12 protein-coding genes are annotated in these 13,111 nt (G+C 35.2%); 8 read left to right on the top strand and 4 right to left on the bottom strand.

The window, feature by feature from the left end; genetic code table 11:
* The first annotated feature begins 297 nt into the window (after nucleotides 1-297).
* Genes CA834_RS08685 through CA834_RS08700 form a run of 4 tightly spaced genes read left to right on the top strand, consistent with a single transcriptional unit; the run spans nucleotide 298 to nucleotide 6,516 of the window.
* Nucleotides 298-1,425 carry a DegT/DnrJ/EryC1/StrS family aminotransferase gene (locus CA834_RS08685; RefSeq protein ID WP_094968305.1) on the top strand — a complete coding sequence of 376 codons (1,128 nt, stop codon included), beginning with the start codon at nucleotides 298-300 and terminating at the stop codon, nucleotides 1,423-1,425.
* On the top strand, nucleotides 1,419-3,314 hold the full coding sequence (locus tag CA834_RS08690) for a polysaccharide biosynthesis protein (protein ID WP_206186862.1): 1,896 nt from the start codon (nucleotides 1,419-1,421) through the stop codon (nucleotides 3,312-3,314). Before CA834_RS08685 ends, CA834_RS08690 begins: the two co-directional genes overlap by 7 nt.
* A gap of 32 nt (nucleotides 3,315-3,346) precedes the next feature.
* Nucleotides 3,347-4,129 (top strand): polysaccharide biosynthesis/export family protein, encoded by a 783-nt coding sequence (locus CA834_RS08695; RefSeq protein ID WP_094968307.1) that lies wholly within the window; start codon nucleotides 3,347-3,349, stop codon nucleotides 4,127-4,129.
* Nucleotides 4,130-4,146: 17 nt separating this feature from the next.
* Nucleotides 4,147-6,516 (top strand): GumC family protein, encoded by a 2,370-nt coding sequence (locus CA834_RS08700; RefSeq protein ID WP_094968308.1) that lies wholly within the window; start codon nucleotides 4,147-4,149, stop codon nucleotides 6,514-6,516.
* A 22-nt stretch (nucleotides 6,517-6,538) separates the two neighbouring features.
* Here CA834_RS08700 and CA834_RS08705 read toward each other — a convergent pair whose 3' ends face one another.
* The gene (locus CA834_RS08705; protein WP_094968309.1) at nucleotides 6,539-7,711 is read right to left on the bottom strand and encodes a proline dehydrogenase family protein; all 1,173 of its coding nucleotides are present in this window, start codon (nucleotides 7,709-7,711) and stop codon (nucleotides 6,539-6,541) included.
* Nucleotides 7,712-7,810: 99 nt separating this feature from the next.
* On the opposite strand from CA834_RS08705, the gene aroB reads away from it, so the two are divergent.
* A complete protein-coding gene (gene aroB / locus CA834_RS08710) occupies nucleotides 7,811-8,884 on the top strand; it encodes a 3-dehydroquinate synthase (RefSeq protein ID WP_094968310.1) in 1,074 nt (357 codons plus the stop codon).
* On the opposite strand, the gene CA834_RS08715 is transcribed toward aroB, so the two are convergent.
* The 3 genes from CA834_RS08715 to CA834_RS08725 form a co-directional block, all read right to left on the bottom strand.
* Nucleotides 8,875-9,390: a DinB family protein gene (locus CA834_RS08715; RefSeq protein ID WP_094968492.1), complete on the bottom strand. Its 516-nt coding sequence runs from the start codon at nucleotides 9,388-9,390 to the stop codon at nucleotides 8,875-8,877. The genes aroB and CA834_RS08715 overlap by 10 nt on opposite strands.
* A gap of 63 nt (nucleotides 9,391-9,453) precedes the next feature.
* Nucleotides 9,454-9,933 (bottom strand): Lrp/AsnC family transcriptional regulator, encoded by a 480-nt coding sequence (locus CA834_RS08720; protein ID WP_094968311.1) that lies wholly within the window; start codon nucleotides 9,931-9,933, stop codon nucleotides 9,454-9,456.
* Nucleotides 9,934-9,991: 58 nt separating this feature from the next.
* Nucleotides 9,992-11,152 carry a M14 family metallopeptidase gene (locus CA834_RS08725; protein ID WP_094968312.1) on the bottom strand — a complete coding sequence of 387 codons (1,161 nt, stop codon included), beginning with the start codon at nucleotides 11,150-11,152 and terminating at the stop codon, nucleotides 9,992-9,994.
* A 303-nt stretch (nucleotides 11,153-11,455) separates the two neighbouring features.
* Between CA834_RS08725 and CA834_RS08730 the strand changes: the two genes are divergently transcribed.
* Genes CA834_RS08730 through CA834_RS08740 form a run of 3 tightly spaced genes read left to right on the top strand, consistent with a single transcriptional unit; the run spans nucleotide 11,456 to nucleotide 13,065 of the window.
* Nucleotides 11,456-11,830, top strand: coding sequence for a helix-turn-helix domain-containing protein (locus CA834_RS08730; RefSeq protein WP_094968313.1), 375 nt, complete (start codon nucleotides 11,456-11,458; stop codon nucleotides 11,828-11,830).
* A 39-nt stretch (nucleotides 11,831-11,869) separates the two neighbouring features.
* Nucleotides 11,870-12,256, top strand: a complete 387-nt coding sequence (locus CA834_RS08735; RefSeq protein ID WP_094968314.1) for a hypothetical protein — start codon at nucleotides 11,870-11,872, stop codon at nucleotides 12,254-12,256.
* A 5-nt stretch (nucleotides 12,257-12,261) separates the two neighbouring features.
* Nucleotides 12,262-13,065 (top strand): TerC family protein, encoded by an 804-nt coding sequence (locus tag CA834_RS08740; protein ID WP_094968315.1) that lies wholly within the window; start codon nucleotides 12,262-12,264, stop codon nucleotides 13,063-13,065.
* Nucleotides 13,066-13,111 lie beyond the last annotated feature (46 nt).

A 13,111-nucleotide genomic window follows, 5' to 3' on the forward strand; every position in this document is an offset into this window, starting at 1 on the left:
TTTTCTGAGTTTAAATTGTGATTTATTAAAAAATAATAGGTTTTCAATGACTGTTTTCGGAGTCTATACAATTTAAATTTCATGTAAACCCGTGTAAAATTCCTTAATCTAATAATTGTGCACTTTAAATAACAGAACTTCTTATATATCGTTTAAATTTAACCTTTTATCTAATATTGGGTTATAGTTTTAGTCTTTAAACATTTCGGGCTTATATTAGCGTTATAATATTATTACTAGTTAGGTCCCAAACACCTTAAATTAAAGCCTTTAGGTTTTGTATTAAAGCTATAACCTATGAATGACAAAATATGGTTGTCCTCACCCCACATGAGTGGCAAGGAACAATTCTACATAAAGCAAGCCTTTGATGCAAATTGGATAGCCCCTCTAGGTCCCAATGTTAATGGTTTTGAAAGCGATATTGAAAATTATCTAAATGAAGATATTCATGTAGCAGCGTTAGCTTCGGGAACTGCCGCCTTGCATCTTTCATTGATAATTCTTGGTGTTACTGCAGGAGATGAAGTCATTTGTCAAACTAAAACGTTCTCTGCTTCGGCTAATCCTATTGTTTATCAGGGCGCATCTCCGATTTTTGTGGATAGTGAACCTGACACTTGGAATATCTGTCCAGAACAATTAGAACGAGCCGTTAAAGACAGGATTGCAAAAGGAAAGAAACCAAAAGCTATCATTGCGGTTCATTTGTATGGTATGCCGTATAAGGTAAATGAAATTAGAGAAATTGCCGATAGATATGCCATACCAATCATAGAGGACAGTGCTGAAGCATTGGGCAGTTCTTATAAGAATCAAAAATGCGGAACTTTTGGGGATTTGTCTATTCTCTCATTCAACGGTAACAAAATAATAACTACGTCAGGAGGTGGTGCGTTGGTTTGTCGAACAAAGGAACAGAAGCAAAAGGCAGTTTTCCTTTCCACCCAAGCCAGAGACGATGCACCTCACTACGAGCATACACATATTGGTTATAATTACAGGATGTCTAATATTGTTGCGGGTATAGGGCGTGGTCAAATGACCATTTTAGATAGCCATGTGGAAAAAAGAAGGTCAAATTTTGAGTTTTATAAAAAGGCTTTTAAAGATAACGATGATATCTCTTTTTTGTTTGAACCAAAGGGTTACTTTTCTAACCGTTGGTTATCCTGTATTTCCTTACCTGATTATAACGTTCGTGAAGAAATTCGTTTAGCCTTAGGCAAGGAAAATATAGAGTCTAGGCCATTGTGGAAGCCTATGCATGCACAACCTGTATTTAAAGATGCTCCTAGTTATTTAAATGGAGTATCAGATGCTATATTTGAAACTGGATTATGTTTGCCTAGCGGTTCTAATCTTACTGAAAGTCAATTAGAACGCGTTACAACAACTATTAATCAATACTTCGCGGTATGTTAATTAAGTATCTCAACAAAATATCGGAGAAATACGCTTCTAAATGGTTGGTTTTGTTGTTTGACATAACCATCGTTCTGATTTCATTCTTTTTGGCTTACCTGATTCGCTTTAATTTCCAATTATCATTTGATTTAGGTTTGTTAATACACCAACTGCCATATATAGCAGTGGTTGCTGCCGTTAGTTTAGTTGCAGTTGGATCTTACAAAGGCGTTGTGCGATTTACAGGGTTTAAGGATATTGTAAACGTTATTATAGGTGCTAACATTATCGCTACGATTCTCATTTGCTCTACGTTTCTGAGCAGAAAATTACTGACAACCGATAGTGTATTTAATATTTCAGGTTCAATTATTTATATACACTTACTGCTAAACATACTTTTTCTGATTGGTGCCAAACTGTTTATTAAGTCACTTTATAATTACGTGACCCAAGATTCAAAAAGCACTTCAAATGTTTTAATTTTTGGAGCTGGTAGTTCAGGAATGCTAACCTATGACGCCATTCAGAACGACGCTAAGAATGGATTTAATGTTGTTGGATTTATAGATGATGACGAACGCAAGATTGGGAAAAAAATTAACTTACTTAAGGTCTTTAAATTGAGTGAAATCAATGATAAATACATTAAGAAAAACAATGTTCAGGATGTCATCATCTCCATACAAAATATTGACCCAGCAAGATTGCTTCAAATAACCGGAAGTCTATTTGCTTTGGGCCTGAAAGTTAAAATTGTCCCTCCCGTACAACATTGGATTGATGGTGACTTGAGCGTTGGTCAAATAAAGGAGGTTAAAATTGAAGACTTATTAGGTCGTGACCCTATCAATATTAAGAATCCAGATTTAGAGGAACAATACGACAATAAAGTTATTTTAATTACGGGCGCAGCAGGATCCATAGGTAGCGAAATCTCTAGAAAGATTAGCTTATACAACTTTAAAAAATTAATATTAGTTGACAATGCTGAATCTGCTTTATACGATATAGAGCAAGAATTTAAGCAGCAAGGCCTCTCCCAGATAGAAGCCATTGTTGCTGATGTTAGAAATAAAACAAGAATTGATCAAATATTCAATCAATATAAACCAAAAATCGTTTTCCACGCAGCAGCTTACAAACATGTCCCATTAATGGAAAGTAATCCTTACGAGGCTTTGAGTGTCAATATAAGTGGCACCAAGAATGTCGCTGATATTTCTGTTAAGCATAGTGTAGATAAATTTGTGCTTATCTCCACTGATAAGGCTGTCAACCCAACTAATGTGATGGGTGCTACAAAGCGTATCGCTGAACTTTACGTAACTTGCCTTAAAGGTAAAGGACATACCAAATTTATAACTACAAGGTTTGGAAACGTACTTGGGTCTAACGGCTCCGTCATCCCATTATTTAAAAAGCAGATTGAAAAGGGTGGACCACTAACCGTTACCCATAAAGAAATTACACGTTATTTCATGACCATTCCAGAGGCTTGTCAATTAGTGATTGAAGCTGCAGCAATGGGAAATGGTGGAGAGATTTTTGTTTTTGACATGGGGGAACCCATTAAAATTTTTAATTTGGCAACTAATATGATAATTTTATCTGGTCTTCGCTATCCAGAGGACATAGATATAAAGATTACAGGCTTAAGACCAGGTGAAAAGATTTACGAAGAACTATTGGCAGATGGTGAAAACACTAAAAAGACCTATCACGACAAGATAATGATTGCAAAGTCAAGGTACGTAGACATTAACCATGTCGAAAAAGAAATTATAAAATTAACAAAAATGAATTCTTTGGTACAACCCTTAGAAATCGTTTCAACCATAAAATCCTTAATTCCTGAGTATATTTCAAATAATTCAACTTTTGAAGTATTAGATAAAAAAAAATAAAACTTTAATTCACACAATACCATAATATAATTATGAGAGTTCGTTTAATCTTAATTTTATTTGTAAATCTTATTCTGGTCTCGTCTTGTGGGTCTAGAAAAAATATTGTTTATTTTCAAGATGAACCTATAAATGAAGGCGTGATAGTTTCACAGCCAAAGGAACTAATTTACAAGCCAGATGATATCTTGACGATTAATGTAGCTGCTTTAGACCCAGAAACGGTTAGACCTTTTAATCTTACGGTTCCAGCGAGTAATTCTACTGACGTAATACGTATACAAGCAAACCAACAATTACAGACTTATCTAATTGATTATGAAGGCGATATAGATTTTCCTGTTTTAGGAAAGATAAAAGTTGCTGGACTTACTAGGCCCGAACTCACGGAACTTTTGACTAAGAGGATAAGTGAATACGTAAAAGATCCTATTGTAAATGTTCGGTTATCAAATTTTACAATAACAATAATAGGAGAGGTTAATAGACCTGGCTCATTTACAATTCAAGATGAACGTATTACTATTTTGGAAGCTTTGGGTTTGGCTAGTGACTTAACAATTTTTGGTGAGCGAAAAGATGTTTTAGTTATAAGAGAAGTCGATGGTGAAAAGAAATTTGCAAAAGTTGATTTACGGTCAATTAATACTATAAACTCACCCGTATACTATTTACAGCAAAATGATGTCATTTATGTGGCACCAAACAATGCTCGAGTACGGTCCTCAACATTTAATCAGAATAATTTAGTGCTTATTTCAGCCATTAGTACATTATCTACAATCGCGGCGCTTATTCTAGCTAATAGTAATTAAATTACTTACCTTCTTTTATGGATAAAAACCAAATATCAAATTCTGTTGACTTAAGGCAAAACGTAGAGCTCTACATATCACATTGGAAGATAATACTACTTTCTGTAATTATTTGTGTTTCCCTTGCATATACTCATTTACGCTATGCAACATCAATGTATAAAGCCAATGCCACAATCAAAATTAAGGATGATGGCCAAGCCAACAAGTTACCGACAAGTATGCTTGAAGGTGGCTCTCAAGCTATATTTGGTACGTCTAAAGGCATAGAAGACGAAATGAAAATTATGCAATCACGTTCCTTACTTGAAACCGTTGTCAAAAATCTCAAACTTAATATTGGAATCTTTGAAAGAGGTAGTATAAAGGAGTTAGAACGCTATGAAAATCCTCCTGTAAGTTTAAGTTTCTTTGAAAGCGACTCAATAATAAATTCCGTAAACTACGTGGTTTACATAAAAGTAAAATCGACAACAGATTTCTTATTATTTAAAGATGACGGGGCCTCATTGATAGATAGAGACGAGAGTGAAGGTATTCTTCATGGTTTTGGCGAAAAGATTGAAACTAATTTTGGAGGTTTAGTGCTTACCCCAAACGTTGGGAAGTATGCGCCTAGAGTTGGAAGTAATATAAAAATTAAAATTGAGCCCATTCGAAAAGTCGTAGGAAAATATTCAAAAATGATAGAACTTTCATCCGATAAAGAATCGAATATTATCAATTTAGGAATTAAAGAAACAAATCCGAAAAAAGCAATTGATATTTTAGATGAGGTCATAAAATCCTACAACGAAGATATACTTTCAGATAAAGAGGATGTAGTTAGGATAACTTCAGATTTTATAAACAACCGTTTGCAGAAGGTTTCAGAGGAGTTGGAACAAGTAGATTATACTGCAGAACAGCTTCAGAAAAAGAATCGATTAACCGCTTTAAATTCTCAAGCTGATATAAACATACAAAATGAAAAGGCCACACAATCTCAAATTGCAACTACCTCCAATAAAATTCAGTTAATTGAGTTTTTAGAGGAAGAGATAAGTGCTGAGGACCGACCTTCGGATATGCTACCTTCTGACATCGGAATAGGTGACCCAAACACCGCACAGGTCACACAACGCTATAACGAATTGGTTAGGGAACGTGATAGACTATTGAAAAACTCAAGTGAAAAAAATCCCGTTGTAGCCAATTTAAATGATCAAATCGACGCACTTAAGCAAAACCTGAAGAGCTCTCTCCAAAATATGAAGGAGACCTCTCAATTAACCCTAGAAAATTTGACTAAAGAACGTAATCGAATAAGTGGTCAATTGTATGCGGCGCCTACAAAGGCTAGGCAATTTAGGGATATTAAAAGACAACAGGACATAAAGGAGTCACTTTATCTTTACCTTCTTCAAAGACGAGAAGAATCTGCTATAAAACTAGGAATGTACACACCGAATGCTAAAATAATTGACAGCGCTTATTCCTCCTACATGCCAGTGGCGCCAAATAAAATGATTACTTATTTAGCAGCTATTCTTTTTGGTTTAGCAATACCTATTGGTTTTATTATTATTACCGACTTATTAGACACTAGGCTATACAACAAAAATGATCTTCTTTCTATTTTAAGCATACCCTACTTAGGCGACATACCTAAAACTTCGAAAAAGGAAAAATTAATTAAAAAAGTTGATTACTCGTCCAAAGCAGAAGCTTTTAGAATATTGAGATCGAACATAGATTTTATGCTAAAAGATGTTAAGACTAAGTCCAAAAAGTTATTTGTTACCTCTACTAAAGCACAAGAAGGTAAATCACACACCAGTGTTAATTTGGCATCATCAATATCTTATTCCAATAAACGTGTCTTAATCATTGAAATGGATATAAGGATTCCAAAAATTTTAAACTATTTAAATATAAAATCAACCAACAAAGTTGGATTGACCGACTATATCATAGACAAATCCATCATTCCTGAGGATATTGTTGTTAACCATCCTGATAATTCTTGTCTTGATATAATTCCCTCTGGCACAATTCCACCGAATCCAGCTGAACTCTTGATGAGTGATCGCGTAGGAGAACTATTTCAGTATTTTGAGAATAAATACGACTATATAGTTGCGGATACTTCAGCTGTAGGTTTAGTAAGTGATACCCTTTTAATATCTAAATATGCTGATATGTTCATCTACGTAGTAAGTGCTGATAATGTTGATAAACGCCAACTGAAACATGTAATTGAACCATTGTATGAAGATAACCGACTACCGAGGTTGAGTTTACTGCTTAATGGCGTCTCATCTGGTAAAAAAGGCTATGGGTATGGTTATGGCTACGGGTATGGCAATAGCCCAGGAAAAAAGAAGAAGTGGTACCAAAGAAATTAAACTATTTCCTTTTTATAATGCACTAAATCTTTCGCCGCAGTCTTTCTTTTTTCAGTAATGACAATTCCCTGCTTGTCTGCCCGGCAACAGAGGTGTTCTCTTCTGCCCTTCTAATAAGATAGGGCATAACATCTTTTACAGGACCGAAAGGGATGTATTTAGATACGTTGTAACCCTCTGCGGCCAAATTAAAACTAATATGGTCACTCATCCCATAAAGCTGACCAAACCATACATTGTTATTACTTTTAGATATACCATATGCCTCCATCAACTCCATGGCATAATAACAACTATTCTCGTTATGGGTACCAATAAAGACGGCTATGTCATTAAGATTATCTAAGATATACTTTAATGTATTATTAAAATGATCGTCAGTGGCTTTCTTATTCTCACAAATAGGTGATTTGTAGCCTTTTTCCTCAGCTCTTTGCCGTTCCTTTTCCATATAAGCACCTCGTACAATCTTAACTCCTATTTTAAAGCCTTGATCTTTTGCACGTTTGTGAAGGGATTTCAAATAATCTAGTCTATCCCACCGATAACATTGAAGCGTGTTATAGACGATTGGCTTTTCACTGTTATATCTGCGCATCATTTCCTCAACCAAATCATCAGCCGCATCTTGCATCCAACTCTCTTCACTGTCAATAAGGACTTCCACATCCCTTTCCTTTGCTAATTTACACACCGTATCGAACCTCTTAACAATCCTGCCCCATTCTTCCTCTTCCACTTTGGTAAATTCTAGTCCTTCCGTTTTTTTCTGGTACAGGTAAAATCGACCAAACCCAGAAGGCTTAAAAACAACAATTGGCATAGCCTCTCTTTCATCACAAAAATCAATAATCTTTAAAATTTTTTCCAAAGCACCGTCAAATTGGTTATCTATTTCCTTGCCCTCTACGGAATAGTCCAAAACCGAACTCACTCCTTCAGTATATAAATTATCTATAACGGGTAAGCAATCCTCCTCACTTACGCCGCCACAAAAATGATCAAAAACGGTTGATCTAATAAGACCTTCAACTGGTAAATTCGCGTTTAAAGCCAATTTAGTAGCCACCGTTCCAATTTTAACGAGTGGCTGGGAAGAAATCATCTTAAATAGGAAATATGCGCGTTCAAGCTCTGAATCAGATTTTAAGGTAAAAGCCGTAGCAGTATTTTCAAATAGGGATCGATTAATCATAGACTTATAAAGTAATGTTACAAATATATTTATTCTTCAACTTAGTTTTTTTATAAAATCTAAGTAATTTCATACCCTTAAAATTAGCTATCCTCAAACATGGAATCAATCACCACGAAAAGCGCTATAGTCCACTTCAATACTAAAGTCTATACAGAATTAAATGCATATATAAAAAAAACAAATCCATCGAAGATTTTCGTTCTTGTTGATACTAATACACATGAATATTGTCTTCCTCAATTTTTAGCCAATATGGAATCTGGTAATATAGTGGTTGAGGTAATGGAAATGCCAGAAGGCGAAGACCATAAAACCATAGATATCTGCACAGGTGTCTGGGATGCCATGGCAGAATATTATGCTGATAGAAAGAGCTTAATGATTAATCTTGGCGGTGGCGTTGTGACTGATTTGGGTGGGTTTGTAGCTAGCACCTACATGCGTGGAATTGACTATATAAACGTCCCTACGTCCCTTCTAGCTATGGTTGACGCTTCAGTAGGAGGTAAAACCGGTGTGGATTTAGGTAGTTTAAAAAATTTAGTCGGTGTTATAAATGAAGGAAGCATGGTGTTGATAGACACCTCATTTCTTGAGACCCTACCTCAAAACCATATGGTTTCTGGTTATGCCGAAATGTTAAAGCATGGCTTAATTTTCAACAAACCGTACTGGAAATCCTTGATAAACCTGAAAAACTTGGATATCTCAGCATTAGATCAACTCATTTATGATTCAGTAGTCATTAAAAATAATATAGTTAGTGAGGATCCGAATGAGAAAGGTTTACGAAAAATTCTGAATTTTGGTCATACGCTAGGACACGCTATTGAGAGCTATTTTCTTGAAAATGCTGACAAAACTCCTTTGCTTCACGGTCAGGCCATTGCTATTGGCATGATTCTGGAAGCCTATATTTCTACTAAAATTTGTAGTTTATCTCAAGAGTCCCTTGAAAATATTACATCGGCTATTTTAGTTTCATTTGATAAGGTTGAGATAAATGATTTAGATATTAGTCTCATCATCCAATTGCTAAAGCATGACAAGAAAAACAGCCATGGTATTGTAAAATTTGTTCTTTTAGACGCCATAGGAGAGCCCAAAATAGACTGTGAAGCAAGCAATGCTTTAATTCTTGACGCTTTCAATTATTACAATCAAAGGTAACGTTCTTTGATGATTTGAATATGGTGATTTTCATGGCCAGCAAGAATATAACCGATGGCCCTAACGGATATAGAAGAACCACTAGCCTGACCAATTCTTGTTAAGTCCTCAGAACTAAAGTTTTCATATAGACTTATGGTAGATTGCCTTACTGCCTTGTATTCTAACACTAGGCTTTCCATGGTGCGCGAGAGTGCGTTTGCAGACAACACATAATCATCTTGATCAAATCCAGCCATTTCTGTCATATCGTTCCTCCCAATTCTCAGCGCTCTATAGGCAAAAATACGCTCGGTATCAATAACATGAAGTAAAATATCCTTTACAGTCCATTTGTCCTTGGCATAAGTATACTGTTGCTTATGCCTTGGAATAGATCTATAGAAGTTCATGACGCCTTTAAGATTTTGACCTAACCCCTTCAAAATATCCTGATCAGTAGCTTTTTCTATATACCCCTGGTAGTAAGGACTGTATTCTTTGGAACTTAAAATATCGGTAATCATAACTTCAAAAATAAAAAAACCCTTAACCATTTAGGCTAAGGGTGGTATAACTGGTTTTGGTTGTCAGAGTTCGTTGAAAATTGTATGCATCAAACGCTTTTTATCGTTTATGCTTTCTTCTAAAGAAATCATGGTTTCGGTCCTGTACACCCCTTCAATATCGTCTAACATGAAAATAATTTCCTTAGCATGCATTGTATCTTTAGCTCTTATTTTACAGAAGATATTAAACTTTCCGGTTGTTATATGGGCAACTGTTACATAGGGAATGTTATTAATGCGTTCCAATACAAATTTGGTTTGTGAGGTGTTTTGAAGAAAAACGCCAACATAGGCGATAAAGGCATAGCCTAATTTTTTATAGTCTAGGGTTAAGGAGGAGCCTTTAATAATACCTGCTTCTTCCATTTTTTTTACTCTCACATGGACCGTACCCGCAGAAATCAATAAGTTTTTGGCAATATCAGTAAAAGGAATCCGCGTATTATCAATCAACATATCCAAGATTTGGTGATCAATTTCGTCTAATTTAAACTTTCCCATATTGTATAATTTTTAAATTATACGCAAAAATAAGAGATTTTTATTAGGGATTACGCATTTAAATTGAATTATTTTTAGGTTTCAGTGCTATTTTCTTATTATTTACCAAAACGAAATCGATTTCGTGGCCTAACTGAATTTCTAGTTTTTCATCCGTTTGAACCAAAGTACCCTCCGCGTCAATTTCTCTGTGAGCATAAAATGTTTTTGGCTCTACAAGGGCTTCCACAATAGGCGTGAATTGAATGACTCCATTCTTTAAGTCTTCTCGATATTGAATGACAATATCAGTTAAAGTCTCGTCTTTAATGATGGACTTAGCATTCTTTATAACAATATCTCGGAAGTTTTTAACATTTTCAGGAATTTCCTGATAACCTTTATAACTAGCCTTACTAAAACCCTTGGCAATCGAAAATAAACCCTGACAGATGCTCAAGAATAGTAATCGCCTCACCTCTTCTCTTTCATAATCATTTGTAAAATGTCCAGCTTCATACAAAACGGTAGGAACACCTAAACCTTGAAAAGTGTCTCCGACACAATTTAAATTGAATTCGTCATCGTATCGGCCAATACACCTTGGAATTTCCGTTTGCATATGATTATTAATATCAGAAATAAGTGCCATGGCTTCCTTTCTTGCTGGGGTAATACTTCGCTTGACATCCGAAGCAGGCGCTAAAAACGACAGGGTGGCTACATGACCTTTAGTTCCTGCACCAAATATCGTTCGTTGGCCATGAAGATTAAAGCAGTAGTCAGGTTTAAAGGCATCAAAGGTCGATCTCAAAACTTTACTTTCCGGTTGGGATAAGTTTTGGGCATCCCTATTTAAGTCAATCCCATTGGCATTTAACCGTGTATAACGCTGTGCCCCATCAGGATTTAAAATGGGAATTGCCATCAACGTACAATTGGTTAAAATAGTCGAGGCCACATTATTATCCTTTAAAAACAGATTAAAACAATCGCACAAAGCTTTAGTAGTCGTTGATTCATTGCCATGCATCTGTGACCATAATAAAATCTTTTTAGGGCCTTCACCAATTCTTAAACCGTAGACCGGTTTTCCTTCTACCGAATAACCAAGTGTTGAAAGCCACGTTCTTGGAATAGTCTCAAGCCATTTTTCAAGGTCTGAATTTGTAACATATCGACCGTAAAGGGCCTCAGATTTTACATCTAGATAGAGATTATTTAACGTCTTTATAGCCATCTGAATTTATACATCCCTACAAATGTAATCATTTGATATTTTACATATGTAAACACTTTGCACACTAGAAAATGCGACAGAAGTATACAAAAGTATACAGGTTTTGATTTAAAGGCTGATGTTAATTATGAATTTTTCAATTGACTATTATTATTACATTTTAATATCTTATTATCAATATTTTAAAACATATTACTTAATATTTAAATTTAAATTTATTTTTCAAATAAATAGTTTTATAATACAATTACCAATCTAATGTTTACTTTTGTAACGTATATTTAATGAGAATTACAGTTTACAATGATAAACTCAGGAGAATTTGCAAAACGACTTCAAAAAGTCATAGATCATTATGACGAAACAGCTTCAGGTTTTGCCGAAAGAATTGGAGTGCAGCGCTCCAGCATTTCACACATACTATCCGGCAGAAATAAGCCCAGTTTAGATTTTGTAATGAAGGTGCTTGGCGCCTACCCCGAAGTAGAATTATATTGGTTGCTCAACGGTAAAGGCTTTTTTCCTCCTAACAGCAGCCTATCGAACATACAGACAGACCCTTTAGAGAGCAACACTACCCAGCACTCAAGATTGCCAATAGAACCAAAATCGAATACTGAGATTGAAAAAATCGTTATTTTCTTCAAAGACGGTACTTTTAAGAGCTACACGCCCTAACTGAATAAGCTATTTATTACCTTTGTAAAAATTAATTTGATGAAAAAGGCAACCCTTTTCTTTACGTTACTCGCTTTCTATGGGTGCTTTGAGATTGAACGGGATTGTAGCGCTTTTAAGACGGGTAAGTTTGAGTTTAAATATGTCCTAAATGGTGTTGAGAAGACCGGTAGTTTTATACGTACAGACTCTTTAAATATTGATTTTTATGAAGATACCGCCGACACGTCTTCGGTACGATGGATCAATGACTGTGAATTCATTCTCACAAAGTTAAACCCTCAAACTAATTCAGAAAAGGATGCCATTCATATGAAAATCCTATCAACAACAGACAACTCTTATACGTTTGAATATAAACTCGCTGTAAAAAAACCTAACAGACCGTTGCGCGTTGAGAAAGGTGTTGCCACAAAAATTGACTAAAGTCCATGCTAGATTTCCTTCTGTCTTCAGACGCCATAATCGCCTTGCTCACCTTAACATTCCTGGAAATCATTCTCGGAATTGATAATATTGTATTTATTTCTATTGCCGCCAATAAGCTCCCAGAGCACCAGAGAAGTAAAGCCACTAATATTGGACTGGTTTTAGCCATGCTACAGCGTATTGCCCTATTGTTTTTTGTATCCTTCTTAATTGGTTTAAACGAGCCTTTTTACACGATTAAGAACACTTGGCTTAGTATCTCCATAAGTTGGCAAGCCATCATATTATTTTTAGGTGGCCTATTCTTGATTTATAAGAGCACTTCAGAAATTAGGGAAAAGGTAGAAACACCAAGTCATGACAAAGATGGTGTTAAGTCTAAGGTAATTAAATCGCTTAAGCAAGCCGTCATTCAAATATTAATAATCGACTTTATTTTTTCAATTGACTCTATTCTTACGGCTGTAGGTATGACCAATGGCCTTCATCCAAATAACGACTATAACCTTGTTTTAATGATTATAGCTGTTGTTATATCTATTCTAGTCATGATAGGCTTTGCTAATCCTATCCGTAAATTCATTGACCGCAATCCAAGCATACAGGTTTTGGGTTTAGCATTTTTAATCTTGATTGGTTTTATGCTAGTCACGGAAGCCGCTCATATCTCAGACACCGAGTTCTTTGGTAATAACGTGGGGGCTATCCCTAAGGGTTACCTATATTTTGCCATTGCTTTCTCACTTTTTGTGGAGTTCTTAAACCAGAAAGCCTTTAATAGAAAAAAGTTAAAAAATCACAAATAATATTAATTAGTTAAATTCTAACATAAGTATGTATGAACTTATTAAT

Origin of the sequence: Winogradskyella aurantia (assembly GCF_002266855.1) — a bacterium.
Classification (GTDB): Bacteria; Bacteroidota; Bacteroidia; order Flavobacteriales; family Flavobacteriaceae; genus Winogradskyella; species Winogradskyella aurantia.